The organism is Bifidobacterium sp. LH_491, assembly GCF_056356495.1.
In genome coordinates this window covers 1,172,924-1,196,512 of sequence record NZ_JBKEUI010000001.1, presented here as the reverse complement: position 1 = coordinate 1,196,512, position 23,589 = coordinate 1,172,924, and the positions used below count along the sequence as shown (strand labels likewise).

The 23,589-nt window shown below is 59.9% G+C and carries 22 protein-coding genes; 7 read left to right on the top strand and 15 right to left on the bottom strand.

Annotation, left to right across the window (positions count from 1 at the left end):
• The first annotated feature begins 117 nt into the window (after window positions 1-117).
• From AC1AWK_RS04555 to AC1AWK_RS04545, 3 genes are all read left to right on the top strand, one after another.
• Window positions 118-945, top strand: a complete 828-nt coding sequence (locus AC1AWK_RS04555; RefSeq protein ID WP_476568488.1) for an inositol monophosphatase family protein — start codon at window positions 118-120, stop codon at window positions 943-945.
• A gap of 80 nt (window positions 946-1,025) precedes the next feature.
• Entirely contained in the window at window positions 1,026-1,223 is a 198-nt protein-coding gene (locus tag AC1AWK_RS04550) for a ubiquitin-like protein Pup (protein WP_476568485.1), read from the top strand.
• Window positions 1,223-2,674, top strand: coding sequence for a proteasome accessory factor PafA2 family protein (locus AC1AWK_RS04545; RefSeq protein ID WP_476568483.1), 1,452 nt, complete (start codon window positions 1,223-1,225; stop codon window positions 2,672-2,674). Before AC1AWK_RS04550 ends, AC1AWK_RS04545 begins: the two co-directional genes overlap by 1 nt.
• A gap of 122 nt (window positions 2,675-2,796) precedes the next feature.
• Here the strand turns inward: AC1AWK_RS04545 and AC1AWK_RS04540 are convergent, their stop codons facing one another.
• The 12 genes from AC1AWK_RS04540 to AC1AWK_RS04485 form a co-directional block, all read right to left on the bottom strand.
• Complete coding sequence (locus tag AC1AWK_RS04540; protein WP_476568481.1) at window positions 2,797-3,078, bottom strand: HU family DNA-binding protein; 282 nt, start codon at window positions 3,076-3,078, stop codon at window positions 2,797-2,799.
• A gap of 135 nt (window positions 3,079-3,213) precedes the next feature.
• Complete coding sequence (locus tag AC1AWK_RS04535) at window positions 3,214-5,700, bottom strand: lysylphosphatidylglycerol synthase transmembrane domain-containing protein (protein ID WP_476568479.1); 2,487 nt, start codon at window positions 5,698-5,700, stop codon at window positions 3,214-3,216.
• Entirely contained in the window at window positions 5,697-7,142 is a 1,446-nt protein-coding gene (gene purB / locus AC1AWK_RS04530; RefSeq protein WP_476568477.1) for an adenylosuccinate lyase, read from the bottom strand. Before purB ends, AC1AWK_RS04535 begins: the two co-directional genes overlap by 4 nt.
• Before the next feature lie 82 nt (window positions 7,143-7,224).
• Window positions 7,225-8,817 carry a PGAP1-like alpha/beta domain-containing protein gene (locus AC1AWK_RS04525; RefSeq protein ID WP_476568475.1) on the bottom strand — a complete coding sequence of 531 codons (1,593 nt, stop codon included), beginning with the start codon at window positions 8,815-8,817 and terminating at the stop codon, window positions 7,225-7,227.
• Window positions 8,814-9,122 carry a WXG100 family type VII secretion target gene (locus AC1AWK_RS04520; RefSeq protein WP_476568473.1) on the bottom strand — a complete coding sequence of 103 codons (309 nt, stop codon included), beginning with the start codon at window positions 9,120-9,122 and terminating at the stop codon, window positions 8,814-8,816. The genes AC1AWK_RS04525 and AC1AWK_RS04520 overlap by 4 nt, the downstream gene beginning before the upstream one ends.
• 110 nt (window positions 9,123-9,232) lie before the next feature.
• Entirely contained in the window at window positions 9,233-9,829 is a 597-nt protein-coding gene (locus tag AC1AWK_RS04515) for a DUF6466 family protein (RefSeq protein ID WP_476568471.1), read from the bottom strand.
• The gene (locus AC1AWK_RS04510; protein ID WP_476568468.1) at window positions 9,826-10,869 is read right to left on the bottom strand and encodes a vWA domain-containing protein; all 1,044 of its coding nucleotides are present in this window, start codon (window positions 10,867-10,869) and stop codon (window positions 9,826-9,828) included. Before AC1AWK_RS04510 ends, AC1AWK_RS04515 begins: the two co-directional genes overlap by 4 nt.
• Complete coding sequence (locus AC1AWK_RS04505) at window positions 10,866-11,921, bottom strand: vWA domain-containing protein (RefSeq protein ID WP_476568466.1); 1,056 nt, start codon at window positions 11,919-11,921, stop codon at window positions 10,866-10,868. The genes AC1AWK_RS04510 and AC1AWK_RS04505 overlap by 4 nt, the downstream gene beginning before the upstream one ends.
• The gene (locus AC1AWK_RS04500; protein ID WP_476568464.1) at window positions 11,918-12,463 is read right to left on the bottom strand and encodes a hypothetical protein; all 546 of its coding nucleotides are present in this window, start codon (window positions 12,461-12,463) and stop codon (window positions 11,918-11,920) included. The genes AC1AWK_RS04505 and AC1AWK_RS04500 overlap by 4 nt, the downstream gene beginning before the upstream one ends.
• Window positions 12,460-13,410: a DUF58 domain-containing protein gene (locus AC1AWK_RS04495; protein WP_476568462.1), complete on the bottom strand. Its 951-nt coding sequence runs from the start codon at window positions 13,408-13,410 to the stop codon at window positions 12,460-12,462. Before AC1AWK_RS04495 ends, AC1AWK_RS04500 begins: the two co-directional genes overlap by 4 nt.
• Window positions 13,407-14,483 (bottom strand): AAA family ATPase, encoded by a 1,077-nt coding sequence (locus tag AC1AWK_RS04490; protein WP_476568460.1) that lies wholly within the window; start codon window positions 14,481-14,483, stop codon window positions 13,407-13,409. Before AC1AWK_RS04490 ends, AC1AWK_RS04495 begins: the two co-directional genes overlap by 4 nt.
• A 78-nt stretch (window positions 14,484-14,561) precedes the next feature.
• Window positions 14,562-15,275 (bottom strand): uracil-DNA glycosylase, encoded by a 714-nt coding sequence (locus tag AC1AWK_RS04485; RefSeq protein WP_476568458.1) that lies wholly within the window; start codon window positions 15,273-15,275, stop codon window positions 14,562-14,564.
• 171 nt (window positions 15,276-15,446) lie between these two features.
• Here AC1AWK_RS04485 and AC1AWK_RS04480 point away from each other — a divergent pair, with 171 nt between their 5' ends.
• Window positions 15,447-16,130 (top strand): LytR C-terminal domain-containing protein, encoded by a 684-nt coding sequence (locus tag AC1AWK_RS04480; RefSeq protein ID WP_476568456.1) that lies wholly within the window; start codon window positions 15,447-15,449, stop codon window positions 16,128-16,130.
• Window positions 16,131-16,218: 88 nt separating this feature from the next.
• Here AC1AWK_RS04480 and AC1AWK_RS04475 read toward each other — a convergent pair whose 3' ends face one another.
• Window positions 16,219-17,607 (bottom strand): MATE family efflux transporter, encoded by a 1,389-nt coding sequence (locus AC1AWK_RS04475; RefSeq protein ID WP_476568454.1) that lies wholly within the window; start codon window positions 17,605-17,607, stop codon window positions 16,219-16,221.
• 56 nt (window positions 17,608-17,663) lie between these two features.
• On the bottom strand, window positions 17,664-19,352 hold the full coding sequence (locus AC1AWK_RS04470; RefSeq protein WP_476568452.1) for a RecQ family ATP-dependent DNA helicase: 1,689 nt from the start codon (window positions 19,350-19,352) through the stop codon (window positions 17,664-17,666).
• Window positions 19,353-19,587: 235 nt separating this feature from the next.
• Between AC1AWK_RS04470 and groL the strand changes: the two genes are divergently transcribed.
• Window positions 19,588-21,204: a chaperonin GroEL gene (gene groL, locus AC1AWK_RS04465; protein WP_476568450.1), complete on the top strand. Its 1,617-nt coding sequence runs from the start codon at window positions 19,588-19,590 to the stop codon at window positions 21,202-21,204.
• 96 nt (window positions 21,205-21,300) lie between these two features.
• On the opposite strand, the gene AC1AWK_RS04460 is transcribed toward groL, so the two are convergent.
• Window positions 21,301-21,591, bottom strand: a complete 291-nt coding sequence (locus AC1AWK_RS04460) for a WXG100 family type VII secretion target (protein ID WP_476568448.1) — start codon at window positions 21,589-21,591, stop codon at window positions 21,301-21,303.
• 78 nt (window positions 21,592-21,669) lie between these two features.
• Here AC1AWK_RS04460 and AC1AWK_RS04455 point away from each other — a divergent pair, with 78 nt between their 5' ends.
• Both AC1AWK_RS04455 and AC1AWK_RS04450 read left to right on the top strand, forming a co-directional pair.
• Window positions 21,670-22,446 carry a TPM domain-containing protein gene (locus AC1AWK_RS04455; protein ID WP_476568446.1) on the top strand — a complete coding sequence of 259 codons (777 nt, stop codon included), beginning with the start codon at window positions 21,670-21,672 and terminating at the stop codon, window positions 22,444-22,446.
• Between the two features lie 92 nt (window positions 22,447-22,538).
• Entirely contained in the window at window positions 22,539-23,270 is a 732-nt protein-coding gene (locus AC1AWK_RS04450) for a response regulator transcription factor (RefSeq protein WP_476568444.1), read from the top strand.
• Window positions 23,271-23,589 lie beyond the last annotated feature (319 nt).

Here is a 23,589-nt window from a genome sequence, read left to right as displayed (position 1 = left end):
GACTAGAATCGTGTGCAGAGTCGGCGTGGCAGATATGGCGTGATGTTGGTGTGCGGTGCCGATGGTGAGTAAGTGTGCAGTATGCGACCGCTGAATGAGGAATAGGTAGGGCGATACATGGAATTGCGTGAATTGGCGTTGGAAGTAGTACGTGTGGTGCAGGATGCCGGCAAGCATGCGTTGACCGACCAGATGACGCCTCGGGATTTGACCGGGCTTCGGGTGGCGGACAACCGTACGCAGTTGATGTCCGGTGTGGATGATCGTCTTATTCGTTTCATCAGCAATCGTTTGACGTATATCGACATGTTCCAGGGATTGTGGTCGGATCGTCCCGCACAATGCCAGCCGGGGGAGCGCTATTGGTGTGTGGGGCATATTGATGGCGTGATTAATTTTGTGCGCAATATGCCGGAATGGTCGGTGACGGTGACCTTGTTTGAGTTCAATGAGCAAGGTTCAGCGCAGCCGATTCTCGGCGTGGTGCATGCACCGGCGTTGGGGTTGACTTATGTGGCGGCACGCGGTCAGGGGGCAATTCGCATTCGCAAAACGGCGTTGGGCGACAAGCGTGAGAAGATTATGCCGTCGACCACATCGTCGTTGGATAGCTCGGTGGTGAGCTTCGGTATGTCGTACGTGTCGGAGGAATCAGAACGAGCATTGAATGTGGTGGCACGTATTGCGGGCCGTCCTGCCGATATCAAGCGCGTTGGTCCTGCATCACTGGATTTGTGCAAGGTAGCCGATGGTACGTACGACGCTTACTTCGAACCGCACTTGCATCAGTGGGATGTGGCTGCGGTGTCCGCCGGCGCCATTGTGGTGTGGGAAGCGCAAGGATACTTGAGGCAGTGGGGCGGCGGCGGCATCCACTGGCGCGGTGAGAATGATGTGTTGGCTACCAATGGCATAATTACTGACGATTTGGCGCAGTACTTGTAAGATAATGTCGCCGTCAACTCGTGTATGACGCGATGTCGGGCGGCGTTCACCATACCGGATGGCGGTGGAAAGGGGCGGATATGCCACAGGAACAGATGCGGGCATCCGAAGCCATGCAGGAGCAGCATGTGGATGATGTCATCGTAGCGCGTGCCGCGCAGGACGAGTTGGCGCAGGTTGACGCCTCGCTGGATGCGATTTTGGACGATGTGGAATTGACTCTGCAGCGCAATGCCGAGGAGTATGTGCGCAGCTTTGTGCAGCAAGGCGGTCAGTGATGCCGCAGTTGCGCGATAGCTCGACATCGCGCAGTGCTGTGGTGCCGCTGTCTGAAGAGGATTCTTTCGCCCGTATTTTTGGTGTGGAAACTGAATATGGTGTGGGCGTTGTCGGGGCGGAGCGCCCGTGCGGGGCGGCGGATGCCGCGACGGTGATGTTCCAGCCGGTGGTGTCTCGTGCGCGTTCGACGAATACGTTTTTGGACAATGGCGCCCGATTATATCTTGATATTGGGGCACATCCTGAATATGCCACCGCCGAAACCCGCGATCCCTTGGATGCGTTGGCTCAGGATCTTGCCGGCGAACAGGTGATGCGACGTTTGGCGTTGCGCGCCCAGGACGCGTTGCGTCAGGAATATGGCGAACATACTGCATTGCATGTGTTCAAGAACAATGTGGATTCCGCCGGCAATTCTTTTGGTTGTCATGAGAATTATCTGGTGCGGCGCAGTGCGTCGTCGGTATTGCTTGACCGTGTATTGGTACCGATGCTGGTAAGTCGGCAGGTGCTTACCGGCGCTGGCATGGTCACGTCATACGACGATGGGTTTGTGGTCTCGCAACGGGCGGAGTTCATGGATGAGGCGGTGTCGTCGGCGACAACGCATGCCAGACCGATGATTAATACGCGAGACGAGCCGCATGCGGATTCGGGACTGTTTAGGCGGTTGCATGTAATTGTGGGCGATTCCAACCGTTCGCAAACCATCACGTGGTTCAAACTGTCCATTACTCATCTGGTGTTGTGCATGATTGAACAGGCCTCGCGTGACGGCGTGTGCCCGGCAGGTTTGGCGGACTTGATGGAAGATCCTATAGCGGCTAATCGTGCCATGAGCCGTGATCTGTCAGGCTTATGGGCCGCGGCCGTCCAGCGTCGTTATTGGCAAGCGGTGGATGAGACGTTGCAACGATATGGCGATCGGATTGCACAGGCGTTGCCGCGCACCTCGGTGGTGCGTGTGATGGCGTTGTGGCGCGAGCTCTTGGACGCGGTGGAGCGTCAGGATTGGGATGTTTTGGCACATCGGGTAGATTGGGTGGCCAAGCGGCGGCTGGTGCAGGGGATGCAGCGTCGACGCGGTATGTTGTCGTTCGCGCAACGCAGACAGATCGACCTGGATTATCATGATGTGGCCCACGGTCGTATATACGAAGCGCTGTTGACACATGGCGGTATGGAACGTGTGATTGGTGCGCAGGAGGCAAACCGGGCACTTCACGAGCCCCCTGCCGATACCCGGGCGGCCGTGCGCAGTCGGATATTGCGGATGGCCGCTGCCGTGGGGGCGCGGTATTCATGCGATTGGACGCATATTGGCGTATATGGTGCGCATGGCTTGACGCAGGTGACGATGCTTGATCCTTTTGATGCCGAGGGCGATGCGACGGTGCGGCGCGTGCTGTCGTCGTTGCACGATGATGTCCCGTCATTGCCGGTGGTGTAGTGTGCCACGGTACAGGCGGCGCAGTGGCGCGGACAAGCGTCACCTGTACCGTGAGCAAGAAAAAACCCCGACCGCCATGGTCAGGGTTGTGTAAGCGTGTGACCGGTAGGTCATAAGGGGCCTTACTTGGTCACAGCCTTCTTCAGCAGCGAGCCAGCGGAGATACGCACACCGTAGGAGGCGGGAATCTTGATGGTCTCGCCGGTGCGCGGGTTGCGGCCCGTGCGCTCGGCGCGCTTGACGCGCTCAGCGGAGAACAGACCGGTGAGCTTCAGGCCTTCGCCGGACTGCATGGCCTCGACGAACACGTCCTGGAAAGCGTTGACAGCGGCCTCGGCCTGAGCCTTGGTCAGGTTGGACTTCTGCGCAATCTTCGACACGAGATCAGACTTGTTGTATGCCATAGAAGCATCCTTCTTAATCGGGGGATATCCCAAGGACTTGGATATCCACGGTTCAAAACTGATAATAGCGCATATTCCAAGGAAACACCGCATTGCGCAAGGGTTTTCTTTACTTTTTTCTGGGTTTTTATCGTTTTATATCAGATTGTGGCGGTTCAACCATTGCATGGCGAGCGCGCCAAGAGGGATACGTATCCAATAAAATGCGACGCGGAACACCAAAGTTGCTGACAATGCTACGGCTGAAGGAACGCCAACTGACGTAAAACCAAAGGCTAGCGCCGCTTCCACGGCACCGAGACCACCGGGGGTGGGAACGGCGGAACCAAGGGTGTTGGCCAGCAGGAAGATGAAGGTGGTTTCGATGGGATTGGTGGCATGGCCGAATGCCATCAACGCCGCCCAGAAGCCAAATCCGGAGGCCAGATTAAGGATTAAGGCCCCGGCAGCGGACGTTAGGCATTGCCGGGGTTGGCTGATAACGTCTACCAGTGTGCGGCCGTAGGAGCGCAGTAGGGGCCAATATCGTGTGGTAATCAGCCGGCGAAGCGGGGGGATGGCCATGGCGGTGCATCCGGCAAGTACCACGACACCGATAACCATGACCAAGGTATTGGTAGGAATCATGCCGGAGAGCATGTGATGTCCGGTGAACAGACCGATGCCGAGCAGCATACCGACGGTGACAATGGCCTGCATTACCCAAGTGGCGCTCATAATGGCGGTGGCGGCAGGTGTCGAATACCCGCTTTTGCGAACGAATTGAAGGTTGATGAATGCTGGGCCCACGCCTGCAGGCATAGAAACGGCCGTAAGTCCGGAAGCGGCTTGGGAACAGTAGACATTCCATGGGCTGCGCGTATGGCGATCCATGAACGCGGCCAGCATCAGTCCGGAGCCGGCCCACGCAAGCAAGCCGCATATCACGCATAGAATGGCCATCATGGGTTGGGCGTGTGCGATGGCATCGAATGCTTCACGGGGACGCAGTTGGGTGAATACCACAGCTGCTGCGACGATGAGCAGTACGATGGCGACGAAGGAACGCAGGTTGAAGCGTGACAGCGTCACCGGTTCGATGGCATCGGCATCGTCGGGAACCAGTGCGCGTACCTGATTGCGCAAACCGCCGATGAGTGCATTGTCCCATGTGGCATGTGCTTTGGTGGCAGCGGGAACGGCGGCTTTCTGGACGAAGGGTAGCAAGGCTATTACTGCCTGCTCGCCCCATGCCTGACGCGCGCAGGCGATGGCACGATCAAGACCAATCAAACTGGCGATAAGCGCCAGCAGCTGCACGTTGTCGAAAGCGATGTTGGCGGGAGAGCTAGCGCAATCGCCATTATTCCATCCGGCGATGATGGCGGTGTCCTCGTCCATAATGGCCAGCGTATCGGGGGTGATGCTGCGATGCGTGTATCCGCGGCGATGAGCTTCGTTGAGATAGCGCATGAATCCTAGCGCTTGCTCATCGGTGAGTGTGTTGAGATTGCACTCGCGCACTACGTGTTCGGTGCCGAATACCAAGATGGAGGACTCGGCGCTGTCGGCGGTCCCGTAGACATCCGGCACGGACAGCCCGGCATTGCGCAATCCCAATAGCATGGCGAGGTGATGATGGCATGCGTCGCTTGCTGAACGGTCGCGGCGCATGGCGACGCCGGTAAGCCTGATCCATTGCCAAAGCTGACGAATGTATCCGGTCATATGTGATTGGCTGTCGAGCACGGAAACAAGATAGTGTCGTCCTTGAACGTCAGTCACGTCGTACAGGCGCGAATGGTCCACCAAATCATCGTCCAACAGGGCAGGAGTGGTTCCGGAGATAATATCGGGCATAACCCGACGTGACAGACGTGTGGCCTCGATATCGATGCCACGCAGGGCTTGCACCAGCTGCATGCCCCAAGCGCCTTGGTTATGGGTGCCGATGATGAATCTGATAACCAGGCCGATGGCGCAGCCTAGTGCGAAGGAGACGCAGCTGCCGGGCATGGAATTCCATGACAAGGCCACCAGCAGCACTGCCACCGTATACAGTGCGTTCCATCCCCATTTGACGGTGCGGTGCAAGCGACGCGGGCCTGCGACGACGAGGAATGCGCTCAAACCGGCGTACATATCGGGCAGCAGTCCGGGGCCGCTTGGTGTGCCCAGTGCGTCCAGTCCGCCAATAAGTTGCGGCAATCCCCAGTGCGACAAGGCCAGGGATGTTCCCCAGGCGCTGGCGTAGGCGGCGAACATGGCGATTACCGAGGTGGCGCTTTGCAGCCATTCACGGCTGATCAGCAGTTGTGCCAGCACGCCAATGACGATGGCGACAGTGGTGGCTTGCTGCAACAGTGAGGCCGGGACGTCCATGAACCAGCGTACCGCCGCGCCGGCGGTGTGGGCATCTGATTCCACGCCGGAGGTGATGCCCTTGAGGTACATGGAGCATACGACGATGGCGACCGCGAAGAGCACGGCGAATGCGGCGTGCAACAGGTCGCCGGTATTGCGGGTGCGACGGGGCGGCACATCGTCGATATGGGGCGACGACGTCGGTTGGCTCACCTGTGGCGGTTGCTCGCCGGTGGCGCTGGTGTGTGACGTCGTGCCCCTCATGATGGTTGCGCTCATGCCTGCGCGTAGTCGACCAGAGTGTTGGCCGTGCCGATGTAGGTGGCGGGCGTCAAGGCTTTGAGGCGCTCCGCAGTGCGCTCGTCGAAGGCCAGGGAATCGATGAAGTTCTCAACGTCATCCTGCCCGATATGATGGCCTCGCATGAGTTCTTTAACCTTCTCATACGGCCGTTCCATGCCGGGCAGTCCGGCAAGCTCGCAGGCGCGCATGGCGGTTTGGATGGGCTCGCCCAACACTTCCCAATTGTCCTCAAGCTCACGCTCGATCACCGTGGCATTGGGGTGGATGGACTGCAGACCGCCTAGCAGATTGTTCAGCGCCAGCAGTGAGTAGCCCAAGGCGGTGCCGATGTTGCGCTGGGTGGTCGAATCGGTCAGATCGCGCTGCCAGCGGGATTCCACCAGCGTGGCGGACAGGGTGTCCAACAGCGAGCAGGACATTTCCAGATTGGCTTCTGCGTTCTCGAAACGAATCGGGTTGACCTTGTGCGGCATGGTGGACGATCCGGTGGCGCCCTTCACCGGTACCTGGGCGAATACGCCGCGGGAGATATACATCCACACGTCCACGGCCAGATTGTGCAGAATACGGTTCGTGTGGCTGATGGTGCCATAGAGTTCCGCCTGCCAATCGTGCGATTCGATCTGCGTGGTGAGCGGATTCCATGTCAGACCCATGCGATTGGTGACGAATTCGCGAGACAGCGCCACCCAATCGACATCCGGGCAGGCGGCGAGGTGTGCGCCGAAGGTGCCGGTGGCGCCGTTGATCTTGCCCAGGTACTCCTGCGTGCGGATATGGGTGAGCTGCCGGTGCAGACGGTAGACGTACACCGCCAGCTCCTTGCCCAGCGTCGTGGGCGTGGCCGGCTGGCCGTGCGTGAGCGACAACAACGGCATATCACGGTATTCGTGTGCCTTCTCGGCAAGATGGTCGACGATGGCTTGCGCGCCCGGCAGCCACACGCGTTCGACGGCATGCTTGACGCAGCGGGCGGTGGACAGGTTGTTGATGTCTTCGGAAGTGCAGGCGAAATGCACCAAGGTCTTGAGCTTGGGCAGCTGGGTATCGGGGCCCAAGGTTTCGCTCGCGCGATCGAGTTCGTCGTCGATGTAATATTCCACCGCCTTGACGTCGTGGTGCGTGATGGCTTCATGCGCGGCATGACGGGCAATGCCTTCGGCATCAAAATGTTCCGGGATGGCGCGCAGGTATGCCTGTTCGGCCTCACTCAACGGTTGCACGCCGGGGACGACGGGTACGTTGCCGTTGCCGGCGAAACCATTGGCCAGCAGAATCATCCATTCGACCTCGACCACGATGCGCTCGCGGTTCAATGCCGGTTCGCTGAGATATTCGACCAGCGGGGCGGTTTGCGCATGATAGCGGCCATCGAGGGAAGTCAGGGCGATTGCGGGGGAAATATCCGTAAGATTCATAATTCCAGCGTACTTGTAGGCGTAAACCGATGCAGGTATTGCGATGTGTGGTGTGTTTGACGGCTTTTTGCCAACGTGGTTGCTATGCGTCGGGCTTTGGTTGGGGTGTTGCGGGGGAATCGGTTCGTTCGATGGCGCTCTGACTTGGCTTGCCGCCGTCATGCCCACGTTCCATGCGTCCTTTCCAGTACGTGGTGGATTCGAGCGTGCCATCCACGATGGTGCGGAAATGGCGTTCGTGCCGTTGTACGGAGGGAAGCCCCATGTCGGCGGCGTTGCGGTATGCCGCTTGATGATAGTGCAGCCAATGGCTGATTTCCGTGGTGTGTGATGAGGTATGCACGGGGGTGAAGCGAAAAGCTTTCGGCGCTGATATTGCCGGTGGCGGCGGCGTCGCGGGTGAGGCCAATTCATGGACCGAACCTCGTATGGTGAGCCAATGATCGGTGACAGGATTGGGTTTGCCGTCCAAGGCAGCCACCAGTTCATTGTCCATTTCCACGCTGGTGACCCAGGTTCGTGAAGGAATCGGATGGTTTGCGATGGGAGAGCCTGCGGTGACGATATGGTGGATGTTGAATCGATTGCTCCAATCGGAAGCGATGGTGGCGGCGACGATACCGCCTTGCGAATGGCCGATGATGCCGACGGGTTCGTTACGGCCGATGCCGGCGCGTTCCATGGCTTGGGCGACCATGCGGGCGCTGTCCGCCTCGCGGCGTTGACGCTGGTCGGAACTCATGAGCTCAAGATTTTGCTCCCAGCCAAACGGTGAATCGGGTTGTCCGTCGGTGCCGGGCACCACCACCAGCCATGATCGCGAGCCGTCGGCATGGCGGTAGGATTGTATGGCGATGGTGCCGTAGTCCAGTCCGCTCTGCAACGGCGTGTCAAACAGATGTTCATCGGCAAGACGGCGCAGGTTCCGCAAGGCATCCGTGACGCTGGCACTGGCGCGAACGACGTCAGCTCCGGCATGAACTTGTTCGACGCGTAACGTATTGCCTTGCATATGGTTGTTGACGCCGGCGCTGATCGCGCTGATGGCTCCGGCTGCATCGGCGACGGCACTGGAGGATCTCTTGCGTCCGCTCCACCAGGCCACCGGCGTCGCTAGGGCGTTGAGCAAGCCTTCCTGCGCCCAAGCGGTCGAGGTCAAGGCGTCGCCTACGGTACTTTTGCCATGCGTGATTGCGCCATGTGCCATGCCGGCGCCGACCAACACCGCAGTGCCTGCGGCGGTAGCCAATGGTGCGAATCCGGCCACATGCTGCACGATGGTGTTCAGCAATGTGCGTGTGGCTGTTTCGGCCTGCGAATACATGGACCGGGCGTGCATCAGCAAGTCGGCAAGCTCGTTGAGTTGTTTGCCGAGGTGTTGGCATTGCCGGGCGTGGTCGGTGCAGCGCTCGTGCAGATTGGCATATGCCGACGGCACGTGTGAGCCGTCTGTCGGCGGGGCAAAGCCGCCGTCATTGGTGGTTTTTGCCGCTGCGCACCATCGAATGCGTTGCTGTGCCGAAAGCATGCGCCAAGCGCACTGCTGCCACAGCGAGCCGTCGCCTTGCAGCACGTCGGCATGGTGGTAGAGCACACGTGCCGTGCTGTCATAGCGATCCTCGTCGGCTGCCGTATAACGCCCGCCGCTTACGATAGTGGATACCGCCCAACTCATGATGCCGCTCCACGGGCAAGTTCGGCGATGGCATCGCTGTCGTGCGCCAATTCGGCGCACGCTCGACGCAGCTGTTCAAGCCGTTCGCGATAGTGGTGGGAGGCCTTTCCGCTCCAAGTGTCGATTCGGTTCTGTTGCAATGCCGTTTGCATCTCGTGCAAGGTGTCACGGTGGGTGCGGGCCAGACGTTGCACGGTGTGTGCAGCGTCCTCGCGTTCTGCGCGGCAGGTGCATGGCTGCGTGGATGCCAAAGTAGCGGTTGGGGCATCGATCAAGGCAAGTGCATGAGGTGTGAGGCATATCATGACAGCCATTGCACCATGTGGCTGGTCGCGGCGTCCAGCGCATGCCGGCATGGTGGTCGAAAGCTATGCCGTCGGCGTGTCGGTAGGTGTCGTTTCGGGTTCGATATCCCTTACCATGGCTTGACGTCGCCCGAGGTGGTTTCTTCCGATGTCGTGGTTGGTTGGCTGGCGGATTCCTGCGATGATCCCTGCGGCTGGTTGGCGGCCAGAATCTCGTCGATTTTGCGTTGTTGCTCCTCGCTTAACGCAGCGCCTTGGCCACCTGATGAGGATGTTGCGTCATTGGAGGTGCTGTCGTTGTTATGAGCGGAGCCATGCTGTGCGCCGGTTTGTTCGTCGATTTTGCGTTGTGTGTTGCGGATGATTTGGCGGGATACGGTGGCGTTGGTGTCCAATGTGTCTTGAATGGTTGGCAGCAGTAGGGCATGCCACGGTGCGTCGGACGGCAATTGATCGAGAATTTGCTGCTGTTGGGCGAGCACGACGTCCCAATCCGCATCGTCGCGCTCGCTGTCGGCGATGGTGCGTGACAGTAGCTCGCTCGTGCGGTTGGCGGTGTGGGCGGCGGCAAGGTTGAGAGCGCTCCATGCGGCGAGCATCATCAACAGCGTCGCGCACACTATCAGGAGTATGCGCACGGGCCTGCCGGCCCTTGCTGGTGCTGGTTGCCGTTTGTCGGTGGTGCGTGAAGTTGTCATGCCGGTCATAGGGTACTCCTTGACAATGCGATCCAGGCGGCGGTCTCCCACATCATGATGAGGAATGCGGCGATGGCCCACGGCCAGACTACGGGTACGACGCGCACGCGTGGTTTGGCGGTGTTGTCGATTCGCCAGGATGCTTCATTGGATGAGTCGATGGCCTGTGCTGCCGTATGTGTTGCGGTGGCGTGCAGGTAGCTGCCGCCCATTTCGTCGGCGATGGCCGAGAGTGTGTCGCCGTCCAGCTTGGATACGCCGGGTTGTCCGGTCGTCGGGTCGATAACCCAGGAATCGCTGTTGTTCGAGGATGGATCTCCGGCGAGATTGACGGTGCTGGTGGGCACGTTACCCCCTTCAGGCGAACCTACGCCGATGACATAGGCATTGTCAACGTAGCGGCGCAGCGACGAAAAGGTGCGTCGTGTGCCGGATGCGGTTTGCTCGCCGTCGGAAATAAGATACACAACGCGCCTGTCGTCCGGGTGCTGTTCGCTGATGGATTTCAGTGTGAGCAACATGGTGTCCAATGGGGTGTCCAACGTGGATCCCGCCGAAGCGGATGTCGGTTCGGTAGACAGCGTATCGGCCCAATTTGCAATGGCTAGCGTATCAGGGGTTAGCGGCACGTCCAAGGTAGCGGAAGCGCCGAATCGCAAGGCCGCGAAACTGGCATGCGGGTATGCGGCGGTAATGTCATCCACGGCATCGCTGGCGGCCTGCAACCGCGATATGACATCCTGCGAGCCATAGCGTGCGTCGCGTACTGCCATCGAACCGGTGACGTCCACGGCGATGAGCACATCGGTAGTGGCAACCGCACGGCTGGTGGTGGTCGTCACTATGCTGGGCGTGAGCATCATCATGGCCAGCAGCACGCACAAAAGCGTGCGCCGGACGCATGCGCCCACGGTTTCATCGCTGTGGCCTCGTCTGGCGCGATGCATCCATACGCATAGTACGGCCATCACCAGCAGCAGTACTGCCAGCGCGCCGGCAATCGGCCAACCGAACGCCGGATGCAGGGTAAAGTGTTGGAGCAAGTTCATCGGCGCAACCTCCAAGCCAGGGCAATCCACAGAACCGTGCATATGGAGCAGGCCAGCACCCACCATTGGGGCGTATCCACAATGGCAGCCTCGTCGTCCTCGCTGGGCGTGGCTTGCCTGCGGTCGATGTCACGGACCAAATCCGCGATACTGTCGGCATCGGACTGCATCAGTACCGTGCCCCCCTGTGCTTCGATGAGCTGCTTCATGGACTGCGTGGTTTCGTCGTGTTCGCTGGCTACCGGTCCTGAATACAATCCATCCACGGCGATGCCTGCAGAAGCCGTGATGGCAAGTGCCTCCTGCAACGTATAGGTGGGATGTCCGGACACCACATTGTCGGTGGCCAGCACAATCGACGGCTCGCGACCGCCTTCCGACGCCGAACCATCCTGGCGGTCATAGGCGAATCCGGGAATCATGGCGGCGCAGCTAATGAGACCGTCGCCGATAAGGGAGGTTTCGTCAGCGCGGTTTTGCGTGCCGTCAAGCCAATCGGCAATACGCTGGTAATCCTTGTCGCTCATCTGGTCGATATCCTGTTGCGATTGCACGCCGTCAAGAATATCGCTGGCCTGTGCGAGCTGACGCTCGACCAAGGCGTAATCGTCGGTGAGCGGGAACACGGTGCGCGAGGTGGAATTGAAGATACTCATGCCGATGCGCTCGCCCTGGAAATCTCTCACCAGCGAGCGATAGGTGTCGATAACCTCATGATCGTAGGGCAGGGCGGAACCGGAAACATCGAGACACAGGACGATATCTCGGGTGCGGCTGTGCTCGCGTTGCACGTTCACGGTACGCGGTCGGGCGAGTATGGCGGCGCAGCAGATAATGGCCAAAGCCGCCAGTGCCGCGGCGCAACGGTTGAGCATCCGCCAACGGCGAAACGCGCCAGCCGCGTGCTCGGTGTTCAAATCGTCGTCAAGCGAGAACACCGCGGGGCCTTGCGGCCGCATGCGTCCGGTAACGATAACAGTGACGATGCCGACAATGACAGCAAGTGCCAGCGCGGCCGCCGCAAGCCATGGCCAATGCCAAGACAAGTTCATGATCGCCACCTTTCGATAAGCGCCAATACCCATCCCGCCGCCTGTTCGACGGTGACGTTGCGGGCCTGCTCGTGGGTGAGCGGATCGGCAAATTCAGGAGGATACAATGCGGCGATGGTTTGACGCAGCAAATCATATCCCTGCCGTCGGCTCATACCGGGTGTGCCGCTATCCAATTCAGCAAGCGTGCTGGTATGTAAATCGCGGCCACTGGCTTGCGAAGCGAATTGACGGGCGATACTTGCAAGATCGCCGAAAGCCTGGACGTCGTCGATGTCGCCGCTGGTATGACGTTCGAGTACCGCATTCACTCGTTCGCGCCAAGGAGCGATGTCGCTGTCGGTACTGTGCGCGCCCTTCGAAGCCGCGCGTGGCGTATTGCGCCGGGGGCGCGACAAGAACACGCACAATGCCACGCAAAGGACGGCAAGCGCTATAGAGCACACCAGTGCGGCGGTAAGCCATCCGGTGATCTGCAGCGGCGCGGCGGGAGTCAAGTTGTCTGCCATGGTCCAGGTATGCAGCGTATCAAGTGCGGTCATGGGCGTCCTTTGCGTGTGGTGGCCAATCTCGTCGAAGCTCCCGGCATGGTGGTCATACCGAGGGACACCATGCGCACGAAAGCATCGAACATACGTTGGCTGCTGTCAGCGCGCACCATGCGCGAGCCAAGGCGGCGCAATTCGCGTTGCAAGGCCGCCGCCTGATATTCGCGGTGTACCCGCACATCATCGGCATTGGCTTGAGAAGCCAGGAACGCCGGAATGCGGCGGCGGATATCGGAGCCATCACGAACGCGGGGCGCTCGCGGGTGGAAGGGGTTGCGGGTCGCCACATCGATGAATATCAGTGGGTGTGTGCGGGCGATACGGCGGATCAACGGCATATGCTCATCCGTAATGGCATGCTCGTCGGTGGCCAGCACAATCAGACAATGCTGATCGCTGATGCGCGTGGCGTAACGCAGCAAAGCTTCGATATTGCGCGACTGGTTCCACGGTCGGTCCAACGCGGCGTTGAGCACCTGCTCGAAACGGGCAAAACCACCTTGGCATGGCAAACGGGTGATATTTGCCGCATCGCCGACCACCAGGGACACATCATCCGAACGACGAAGACTCAACGCCGCCACCATGCGCAACGCATTGGCGGCAACCTGCCATGCCTGCTCCGTACCGTCACATACGGAAGTCATAGGACGACTCACATCCATCAGCAGCCATACCTGACTGGTGGCCAGACGCTCACGCCGTACAATCATGGGACGGCCCATGCGCGCGCTGGTTTTCCAATCGATACGTCGTGCCTCGTCGCCAAGCGCATAGGCATGCACATCCATCAACCCATCCGATCCACCTGCCAAGCGTGAGGCATGCTCGCCCTCCAGCACGCCCAGCGCGCGGCGCACCGTAGGCAAGGTCAGCGAGCTGCTCAGCGTCTCGATACGGGCGCGTACGCGATCGTACTCGCTAAGCGACGTGCGGATCATGGAACGGGCACCGCCTCAACAATCGAATCGACCACTTGGTCGCTACTGATCCCATCGGCCAGCGCTTCGAAGGTCAGCACGATGCGATGGCGCAACACCTCATGCGCGAACAGCTTCAGATCCTCAGGAATCACATAGTCGCGTCCGGCAAGCAACGCCGTGGCCTGACCGATGCGGGTGAGCGCGATGGAAGCGCGCGGGGAGGCGCCCAGACGCACCAAGCGGGACAATCCCGCAACCGGCTGCGAACCGGCGCCGCGCGACGTGGCGGCAATATCCACCGCATACCGCAAAATCGCGGGCGACACATGCACGCGACGGGCGCTGAAACGCAGAAACTCCACGTCACGCACAGTAATGGGCTCGCTGCTCAGGGTGGACGCGTCGAACGTGTCGGTGCCGCGAGCCGTGAGCATGGCCAGCATGCGCTGCTCCTCATCGGCGCTGGGGTACGTCATGATGGCCTGCATCATGAATCGATCCATCTGGGCTTCCGGTAGATTGAACGTACCTTCCTCCTCAATGGGATTCTGCGTGGCGATCACCATGAACGGTGAAGGCAGCGCGATGCGCTCGCCGCCAATGGTGGTGGCGTTTTCCGCCATGGCTTCCAGCATGGCCGATTGGGTTTTGGCGTTGGAACGGTTGATCTCGTCCAACAGTACGAAGTTGGCGTGGATGGGCCCCAGCTGCGTGGTGAACCGCTGCGTGGAGAAATCGAAGATTTGCGTGCCCACCAGATCGGCCGGCATGAGGTCGGGCGTGCACTGCACGCGCTTGAACGTGCCGCTGACGGCGGTTGCCAGGGTTTGCGCGGCCGTGGTTTTGGCCAGACCTGGCACCGATTCGATAAGGATATGTCCGCCGGCAACCAGCGTGGTGATCAGTGATTCGCGCAGGTTGTCTTGTCCCACCAGGGTCTGACGGAAACGGGCGCGTACACGGTCGGCGAGCTCGCGGGCGCGGGTCATGTCATCGGGGCCGAGCGGGGATGCCGCCGACGGTGCGGGCATGGTTGGCGCGGGTTGCTGAGACGCGGCTGCTGGCTGCGGCTGTGGGGGGAACAAAGGCATGGTGCTTCACTTTCTTGGCTGGTTGGCACGCGTGTCGAACACGTCGTGCGCATGCTCCTATGGACGGTAGTGTATCGGTCAGGCTGGAATCGGTTGGGATGGCAGCGCCCAATTGATTGGCGTGGCACCCTTTGCGACAAGCGCTTCATTGGCGCGGGAGAACGGGTGCGAGCCGAAGAATCCCCTCGAAGCGGACAGGGGACTGGGATGCGGTGAGGCAATGATGGTCGCGTTGGTCAGCAGGGGAGCCAGGCTTTGTGCGTTGCGTCCCCACAATATGGCGACCAAGGGTTTGGGGTTGCCGTGCTCGTCGACTCGTGCGTTCAGTGCCTCGATGGCGGCTTGGGTGACGGTTTCCCATCCTTTGCCGGCGTGGCTGTTGGGTTGGCCGGCCCGCACGGTGAGGCATCGGTTGAGCAGCATGACGCCCTGCCGGGTCCATGGCGTCAAATCGCCGTTTGCCGGAGCGGCAACGCCGATGTCGTCCATAAGCTCACGGTAGATGTTGGCTAGGCTGCGGGGAATGGGACGCACGTCGGGGGCGACGCAAAAGCTCAATCCCACCGGATGGCCCGGCGTGGGGTAGGGGTCTTGTCCGACAATCAATACCTTGATGTCGTCGAAAGGTATGGTGAACGCTCGCAGTATGTTGCGGCTTTCCGGCAGATATCGGTATCCGGCGTACAGTTCGGCACGCAGGAAATCACCCATCTGGTGAACGGTGGGTTCCACGTCGGCAAGTGCCTTCGCCCATCCGGGTTCGATGAGTTCGGACAATGGTTTGCGGTTCATGCTCATGTGGTTCGAGTCTACCCTCGTGTGTGGTTTTCGGCATGTGGGTGACGGCGCGGTTCGTGACGATGGTGTGGATATCTCGGGGATATCGGCGTTCGGGGCGTGCCGTTGTGGTGTGCAGTCGACGATGCCGGTACACTCGTGGGTAGACGACAGGAAGGAACACTGATGGCGCGTAACGACAAGGAAACGTACGAGTCGTATCCGAAAGACACCTTCGACAATCCGCCGGTCGGTCCGGTTGGCGTGCATCGTGGGTCGCGTTCGGCAACGGTGCGGGTCATGCCGTTTATTGTGGCGGCCGTAGTGGCGGCCTTACTGGGATATGGTGCCTGGGGTATGTTCTCCGGCGAGTTTTCCAGGCTGATGCGCCCGGCGACAAGTACGGCACAAAGCGCGTCGGACAAGACGAATCAGAGTGCTCACAACGATTCCGACCAGCAGTCGCAGTCGGATGATGCCGGCGACGACACAGCGAGCGGCACACAGAACGACACGTCTTCCGGTGCTTCGTCCGACACTTCGGATACCTCTTCTTCGCACAACAATCAGGCTACGCAGGACGAGACGACAGCCAGCGAGCAGCCCAACAAGCAGACGGCGATTCGCGTGGTGAATGCGACGTCGATTAACGGGTATGCAGGGCAGAAGGCGCAGACGCTGCAAACAGCCGGCTATACCAATGTCACGGCGGCCAATCCGTCCGGCAGTGTGCCCGACGATACCGTGGTGTGGTATCAAAATGAGACGGATAAGGCGACTGCCTCCAATGTGGCGGCTACGTTGGGCATTACCAACGTCCAGCAGATGACCAATATTGCCGCTCCGGTGGTGGTAGTGCTGCTGCACTGACATCGTGTGGCGTGATGGCTCGGGTGGCGATCGACTAGGGTCGGTCGCCACCTTTTTTCTTACCCATTGCCTTTATCGTAGGCTGAAGTTATCGCGTGTTGGTGCGGCTGCGAGTGATGGTGCGCAGCACGGTACGTTGCAGCGGCAGTGTGGTGGCGAAGGTGAGTACATCGGATATCGGCTGGGCGATTTGCACGCCCAACAGTCCAATGGCATGGGGTAACAGCAGCACCAACGGCACCAAATACAAACCCTGACGGCATACGCCGAGGAAGGATGCCACGGCGGTCATGCCTATGGTTTGCTGCATCATATTGGACATCATATTGACGCCCAGCATCACCACGGTGCAGCATTGCAGACGCAGTGCGGTGACGCCGATGGCAATCACCTGCGGATCGGAGCGGAACAATTCGATAAGTTCGGGGGCAAGCCATGCGATTGTTGAGGCCAGCGCTACCAGTATCGTCGTGCTGACGCGTACGCAGAACCAGTATCCTTGGGTGACGCGGGCGATTAATCCCGCACCGTAATTGTAGCCGCATACCGGCTGGAAGCCTTGTCCCAGGCCGACGATGATGGAATTGGTGAACTGCATCAGACGCATGACGATGGCCATGGCGGCGATGGCGGCGTCGCCAAATGGGTTGGCCGCCAGATTGACGGCGGTAACGGCCACCGATCCGACGCTTTGCCGTAGCAGGGATGGTAGTCCTCCTCCGATGATTTCACGGATAAGCAGCACATCCGGCGTGCAATGCCGCCAGGATACGCGCACCGCTGAGGTGCGCACGCAGATGGTGAACAGTATGAGGAAACTGCAGGTTTGGCAGATGGCCGTGGCCAGTCCCGCGCCGAAAATACCCAACCCGACGACGAAAATAAGTATCGGGGCGAGGGCGGCGTTGAGGATGACACCGGTAACCAAGCCAATCATGGAGTATGCCGACAATCCTTGGTATCGCAGTAGTCCATTCATGGTGAACGAACCGCATACCAGCGGGGCGACGACCAGCAACGGCGTGAGATAGGACACGGCGTAGGGAGCGATGGTGGTGGTGGCGCCCAGGCCGTATACCAGCACATGCAGCGTGGGAAGAGTGATTGCGGTAATGAGGAGGCCGCACCCCACTGAGCAGCACAATCCTACGGTCATCAGGCGTGCGGCCCGCAATTCGTTATGTTTGCCCAATTCTCGCGATAGGGAATTGCCTGCGCCGTTGCCGAAGAAGAAGCCGATGGCCTGCATGATGGCCATGACGGAGAAGGCGATGCCGATCGCTCCCGATTGCGATGTGCCCAGCCGGCCGATGAAATAGGTGTCGGCAAGGTTGTATCCCATGGTCACCAGGTTGGAGATGATGGCCGGAATGCACAGGCCGATGATCAGCGGGCGTATGGGACGCTGGGTCATCTGTCGGTATTGGGCGTCGGTTTGTTCGTTGCTTACTGCTCGCTGTTCATGCACGGCAGTCATGGTACGCCCGCGCATCCCCGAATTGAGCAAGCGGTGCGCGACGGCGTGCGATACGGTTATTCGTCCGGCGTGCCGTCGGGGATGCGCAGTCGTCGGCCATGCATGTCAAGTGTGCCGGCGTCGACCATGGCATGTACCACGGCACGCAGTGTGTCGAGCGTGTATTGGTCGGCGTAGCGGGCGAAATCGGGATGTTGGTTGAGTCCGGCTTCGCTGATGAACTCGCGGGTGTCTCCGCCCAGCACGCCGACCACCATGGATACGACCGGGTCGTGGTGCAGTCGGCTGTGTAAATCGGTGACCAGTGTCATGATGTGTTGCTGTAATGCCTTGGCGTTGTGTGGGTCAAGTTCGGCGGCGATCTGGCGGTCTCTCGCCATGAGTTGCTCGCGTTTGGCTTGTGCGGAGGGCGACGTGCGGCGCGTGCGTGTGCCGGAGCTTGACCGGCTGGGGGCGGCAAGTGCTTCGTCGTCCGGACAACAGTTGCTGCAGTTGCCGCAACCGTTGTCGTTGGTGTGGGCGATGGGGTCGGCGTAGTACCTCAGCATGGTTTGGCGGAGGCATTGGTCGGTTTCGCAGTAGTGCGACATGGCGTTGAGCCGTGCCAGCGCCATGCGTTTGGCGTGTTCGAGGTCGGTGGGGCTGTCCAATGCGGTGCCGGTGTCGAGGGCGATGCGTCGGCGCAGCATAACGAAGTCTCCGGGGCTCCACATTACGATGGCATGGCAGGGTTCGCCGTCGCGTCCGGCTCTTCCGGCCTCTTGGTAGTACTCTTCGAGACTGGCCGGGGCTGCGTCGTTGATCACCCATCGCACGTCGGGCTTGTCCACGCCCATGCCGAACGCGGTGGTGGCGCAGATAACGGTGATGTCGCCGGCGAGAAAACCGTCTTGCGCATGGGCTTTGCGTGTATCCTCCATGGAGGCGTGGAAGTAGTCGGCGTTGATGCCGTGGGATTGCAATTGCGCGGCGAGCGTTTCGCAGCGCTTGCGTGAATTGCAATAGACGATGCCGGCTTGTCCGGCGTGTCGTTTGGCCCACGCTTCGATGCGCCGGATGCGTTCCGTCGGCTTGGCTTGAATCGAACACCATCGAATATTTGGACGGTCGAATGTGGTGGTGAGGCGCATCGGATGGCGAAGGCCGAGATTGGCGGCTATGGCGTCACGTTGCGGTGGCGTTGCGGTGGCGGTGAAGGCGGCTACGGTGGGTCGTTGCGGCAGTGCTTGGACGAATGCGCTGATCTCACTGTATTCGGGGCGGAAATCCTGTCCCCATTGCAGCACGCAGTGTGCTTCGTCAACCACGACCAGTTGTGGTGGCGTGCGCATCACGCACTGCTGGAAATCCGCGGTGTGCAAACGTTCCGGCGCTACGTATAGCAGACGCAGCGTGCCGTCGTGGATGCGTTGGTAGATGTGGGCGCGTTCCTCGCCGCTCACGCCGCTGTCAATCAGCGCGGAAGCGATGCCGTGCGATTGCAGACGTTGCACCTGGTCGCGCATTAGGGCGCGAAGCGGTGTGATGACCACGCTCAACGAGCGCGGCCTGGAGGCTGGCAGTTGATAGCAGATGGATTTGCCCGCACCCGTGGGCATGACGGCGAGCACGTCCTGCTGGTTGAGAATGGCATTGACCACCTCGGCTTGTCCGGGACGGAAGTGCTCGAATCCGAAAAACGTGCGCAAGGCGGCCTGGGCCTGTGGGGTGTAGTCCAGCCGTGGTGCGTAATCGTGCAGTTCCATAACACTCCTTGCGGGTGGGAAGAATCGTGTGGCGTGCGCGTCGATGGCGCGACGTCACGGTTTTTTCATGCCAAGAGCGCAATCGACGCTATCCGGGTTGGCACTCTCGCCCCGAGAGTGCTAATCTCCAAGGTAGCACTCGACGTCGTGCGGCGGCAGACGGCAGCTGACGGCCGAATGTCGTTTGGCGGCGCTGGGTGGACCAACTAACCATGTAGCCATATGTGGAGGAACAATGGCAAAGATCATTGCATACGACGAGGAAGCTCGCCAGGGAATGCTCGCGGGCCTCGATAAGCTCGCCAACACCGTGAAGGTCACGCTTGGCCCCAAGGGCCGCAACGTGGTGCTCGACAAGACCTACGGTGCGCCGACCATCACCAACGACGGCGTGTCCATCGCCAAGGAAATCGACTTGGATGATCCGTACGAGCGCATCGGCGCCGAACTGGTCAAGGAAGTCGCCAAGAAGACCGACGACGTGGCCGGTGACGGTACCACCACCGCTACGGTGCTGGCGCAGTCGTTGGTGCATGAGGGCTTGAAGAACGTGGTCGCCGGCTCGAACCCGATCGCGTTGCGCCGTGGTATCGAGAAGGCCACCGAGGCTATCGTCAAGGACCTGATTGCCGCCGCCAAGGATGTTGAGACCAAGGAGCAGATTGCTGCGACCGCAACGATTTCCGCCGCCGATCCCGAGGTGGGCGAGAAGATCGCCGAAGCCTTGGATAAGGTCGGTCAGGACGGTGTGGTCACCGTCGAGGACAACAACCGTTTCGGCTTGGACCTGGAATTCACCGAGGGCATGCGTTTCGACAAGGGCTACATCGCGCCGTACTTCGTGACCAATGCCGAAGATCAGACCGCCGTGCTCGAGGAGCCCTACATTCTACTCACCTCCGGCAAGGTTTCCAGCCAGCAGGACGTCGTGCACATCGCCGAACTGGTGATGAAGACCGGCAAGCCGTTGCTGATCATCGCCGAAGACGTTGACGGCGAGGCGCTGCCGACGCTGATTCTCAACAAGATTCGTGGTACGTTCAACTCCTGCGCGGTCAAGGCTCCGGGCTTTGGCGATCGTCGCAAGGCGATGCTGCAGGATATGGCGATCCTCACCGGTGCTCAGGTGGTGTCCGACGAGCTGGGCCTCAAGCTCGACTCCGTGGATATGTCCGTGCTGGGATCCGCCAAGAAGGTCATTGTCTCCAAGGATGAGACCACCATCGTTTCCGGCGCTGGTGCCAAGGCTGAGGTGGATGCTCGCGTGGCTCAGATTCGTGCGGAAATCGAGAACACTGATTCCGATTACGATCGTGAGAAGCTGCAGGAGCGTCTGGCCAAGCTGGCTGGCGGTGTCGCGGTGATCAAGGTCGGTGCCGCCACTGAGGTGGAGGCCAAGGAGCGCAAGCACCGCATCGAGGATGCCGTGCGCAACGCCAAGGCCGCCATCGAAGAGGGTCTGCTGCCGGGTGGTGGCGTGGCTTTGGTGCAGGCTGCCGCCAAGGCGGAAGCCGGTGTCAAGCTGGAGGGTGACGAAGCCACTGGTGCCGCCATCGTGTTCCGTGCCATCGAGGCTCCGATCAAGCAGATCGCCGAGAACGCTGGTCTGTCCGGCGACGTGGTGATCGACAAGGTTCGTTCCCTGCCTGATGGTCAGGGCTTGAACGCTGCGACCAACGAGTACGTTGACTTGCTGGCCGCTGGTGTGACCGATCCGGTGAAGGTGACTCGTTCCGCACTGCAGAACGCTGCTTCCATCGCTGGTCTGTTCCTGACCACGGAAGCTGTGGTTGCCAATAAGCCTGAGCCTCCGGCGGCTGCGCCGGCTCCGGGCGCCGATATGGGCTACTAAATGCTCGTCTGGGCGGATGATATGAGCCGCCCACATATGATAGGGCCGTCGCACCTTGGTGCGACGGCCCTATCATATGTGGGGTGGGCATCGCGGCTACATGCTGAACAGTCTGGATGCTTGCAATTCGGCATCGGCGTAGACGCTGGATGCATGGGTGAGCGCGGATTGTATGGATTGTAAGGATTGCTCCATCTGTTGTTGCGCGGCATGCCATTGGTCGACCACCGTTCCGAATTGGGTGGCCGCTGACCCATGCCAAGCGTCCTGTAGGGAGCGAAGATTCATCACCATGCCCTCGACGGCTTGACGGATGGATCCGATGGATGAACTTACCGCCGCGCTGGATGACTGCAGGCGTTCGGAATCAACTTGATACTGAGGCATTTGCACGTCCTTACTTGTGTGTGGATGGGGTGTATCCGATGGCCGCGATTGACGTGACGCACCGGTATGGTTGAGACTATGCGTATGCGCAATGAATGTCGTCGGGGACGAGGGGATGTGGTCGAACGCATGTGTGTCGGCGTGTCGCGATGCCGCTGGGCGGCGTTGCGGGGATGTCGCCTGAATGCTATGGCTTGGTGTACGGCGTTGTGCGCGTTGGTGTGGGTCATGTGTGTGTCGCTGGTGATCAGTCCGGTGGCACAGGCGGCGGATTCGACGGGCGGGTCAAGCGATCAGGGGGCGACGGCCAGTATTACCGATCCGGGGCATTTGCTTGGCGGTGGCACGGGCAAAGTCAGTGATGCCATTGCGCGCACGTTGGATACCAGTGGCGTGCGGGTGAGGGTGCTATATGTATCGAGTTTCCATAGTCAGGGCAATCCCACGAAGTGGGCGAGTGACATGTTGGAGGCGACGAATCCGCAGCCAGATACAGTGCTGTTGGCGGTGGCGCCCGATGATGGCAATTTGGTGGTGGCGGTATCGTCGAATTCCCATCGTTGGTTGCGCAATGACCGCACGGTACGTCAATTATCAGATGCTGCGTTGAAGCCGGTGATGGATGCCGACAGTCCGGATTGGGCGGGTTCGGCGATTGCCATGATGGAGTGCATTGCGCGCGTGCATCAGGCGTCGGTGCGTCTGCCGTATGTGATTGGCGGTCTGGTGCTGGCGATGGTGGCTGCCGTGGTGTTGGGTATTGGGCTGTGGCGTACGGTTCGTCATCGCGTCGCTGCTGACGTTGCGGATGGTGGCAAGCGGCGTGCCGCGCGGCATGGTCGTCATGGTCGGTGAGTCGGGATGTTGTCTGGCATCCGTCTACTCTTTCAGCATAAGATACAGCATACATTCAGGAAACCGTCAGGATATCGGGTCACAGTGGAATTATGAGCAAACCCATTGAAGCATCAATTGTAGTAGTGGATGACGAACCCTCGATTCGTGAGTTGTTGGTGGCCTCCCTTCATTTCGCTGGGTTTGAAGTGGAGACGGCCGCGTCTGGCTCGCAAGCCATCGAGGTGATCGAACGCACACAGCCGGATCTGGTGGTATTGGACGTCATGCTGCCTGATATTGACGGTTTTACCGTAACCCGTCGCATACGGCAGGCGGGCATTACCGCGCCGGTGCTGTTCCTTACCGCGCGTGATGATACACAGGACAAGGTGATGGGTCTGACTGTTGGTGGCGACGATTACGTGACCAAGCCGTTCAGCTTGGAAGAGGTTGAGGCACGCATTCGTGCAATTTTGCGGCGTACCCGCGAACCGATTCCCGATGAGCCGATCATTCGCGTGGCTGATCTGGAAATCAACGAGGACTCTCACGATGTCTCGCGCGCGGGGCAATCCATTGATTTAAGCCCGACGGAGTACAAACTGCTGCGATATCTGATGGATAACGAGGGGCGTGTGTTGTCCAAAGCCCAGATTCTCGATCATGTATGGCAATACGATTGGGGCGGTGACGCGGCGATTGTTGAATCTTATATATCCTACCTGCGTAAGAAGGTTGATGGCATTATAGTGCGCGATGACGAGGGCAACGAACACAAGGTTGCGCCACTGATTGAAACCAAGCGCGGCATTGGTTATATGATTCGCGCGCCACGCAATTAAAAGGAGCGGATTGATGGCGCAGGAGGATTCGTCGGTATTCGAGGACTCATCGTTGGCGCAGCCGGCGCCAGTCGAAGTGGCTGCGCCGGACGGTTCGTCGTGTGATGCAGTGACGACGAATATTGCACCGACGGATGCCGCGCCGACAAAGACTTCGTCAACGAGTGCAGCGCCGATAGACGCATTACTCATGGATACGGCGTCAATGGGTCGGATCCCAATGGACGAGACACCAATGGATACGGTGCCCATGGATACCGTTTCGACGGATATTGCATCGTCATCGCGGGTCTGTGTGCCACAGTCGTCGGAAACGCCG

What these genes read in the sequence shown, in the direction of transcription:
- AC1AWK_RS04485 (WP_476568458.1), bottom strand. Translation starts at nt 15,275, where the DNA reads ATGAACCGCAAACCATTGTCCGAACTCATCGAACCCGGATGGGCGAAG.
- AC1AWK_RS04455 (WP_476568446.1), top strand. Translation starts at nt 21,670, where the DNA reads ATGCGTATGCGCAATGAATGTCGTCGGGGACGAGGGGATGTGGTCGAA.
- purB (WP_476568477.1), bottom strand. Translation starts at nt 7,142, where the DNA reads ATGAATCTTACGGATATTTCCCCCGCAATCGCCCTGACTTCCCTCGAT.
- AC1AWK_RS04520 (WP_476568473.1), bottom strand. Translation starts at nt 9,122, where the DNA reads ATGATATGCCTCACACCTCATGCACTTGCCTTGATCGATGCCCCAACC.
- AC1AWK_RS04505 (WP_476568466.1), bottom strand. Translation starts at nt 11,921, where the DNA reads ATGAACTTGTCTTGGCATTGGCCATGGCTTGCGGCGGCCGCGCTGGCA.
- AC1AWK_RS04555 (WP_476568488.1), top strand. Translation starts at nt 118, where the DNA reads ATGGAATTGCGTGAATTGGCGTTGGAAGTAGTACGTGTGGTGCAGGAT.
- AC1AWK_RS04515 (WP_476568471.1), bottom strand. Translation starts at nt 9,829, where the DNA reads ATGACCGGCATGACAACTTCACGCACCACCGACAAACGGCAACCAGCA.
- AC1AWK_RS04535 (WP_476568479.1), bottom strand. Translation starts at nt 5,700, where the DNA reads ATGAGCGCAACCATCATGAGGGGCACGACGTCACACACCAGCGCCACC.
- AC1AWK_RS04510 (WP_476568468.1), bottom strand. Translation starts at nt 10,869, where the DNA reads ATGAACTTGCTCCAACACTTTACCCTGCATCCGGCGTTCGGTTGGCCG.
- AC1AWK_RS04470 (WP_476568452.1), bottom strand. Translation starts at nt 19,352, where the DNA reads ATGGAACTGCACGATTACGCACCACGGCTGGACTACACCCCACAGGCC.
- AC1AWK_RS04495 (WP_476568462.1), bottom strand. Translation starts at nt 13,410, where the DNA reads ATGATCCGCACGTCGCTTAGCGAGTACGATCGCGTACGCGCCCGTATC.
- AC1AWK_RS04490 (WP_476568460.1), bottom strand. Translation starts at nt 14,483, where the DNA reads ATGCCTTTGTTCCCCCCACAGCCGCAGCCAGCAGCCGCGTCTCAGCAA.
- AC1AWK_RS04540 (WP_476568481.1), bottom strand. Translation starts at nt 3,078, where the DNA reads ATGGCATACAACAAGTCTGATCTCGTGTCGAAGATTGCGCAGAAGTCC.
- AC1AWK_RS04450 (WP_476568444.1), top strand. Translation starts at nt 22,539, where the DNA reads ATGAGCAAACCCATTGAAGCATCAATTGTAGTAGTGGATGACGAACCC.
- AC1AWK_RS04500 (WP_476568464.1), bottom strand. Translation starts at nt 12,463, where the DNA reads ATGACCGCACTTGATACGCTGCATACCTGGACCATGGCAGACAACTTG.
- AC1AWK_RS04480 (WP_476568456.1), top strand. Translation starts at nt 15,447, where the DNA reads ATGGCGCGTAACGACAAGGAAACGTACGAGTCGTATCCGAAAGACACC.
- AC1AWK_RS04545 (WP_476568483.1), top strand. Translation starts at nt 1,223, where the DNA reads ATGCCGCAGTTGCGCGATAGCTCGACATCGCGCAGTGCTGTGGTGCCG.
- groL (WP_476568450.1), top strand. Translation starts at nt 19,588, where the DNA reads ATGGCAAAGATCATTGCATACGACGAGGAAGCTCGCCAGGGAATGCTC.
- AC1AWK_RS04550 (WP_476568485.1), top strand. Translation starts at nt 1,026, where the DNA reads ATGCCACAGGAACAGATGCGGGCATCCGAAGCCATGCAGGAGCAGCAT.
- AC1AWK_RS04525 (WP_476568475.1), bottom strand. Translation starts at nt 8,817, where the DNA reads ATGAGTTGGGCGGTATCCACTATCGTAAGCGGCGGGCGTTATACGGCA.
- AC1AWK_RS04460 (WP_476568448.1), bottom strand. Translation starts at nt 21,591, where the DNA reads ATGCCTCAGTATCAAGTTGATTCCGAACGCCTGCAGTCATCCAGCGCG.
- AC1AWK_RS04475 (WP_476568454.1), bottom strand. Translation starts at nt 17,607, where the DNA reads ATGACTGCCGTGCATGAACAGCGAGCAGTAAGCAACGAACAAACCGAC.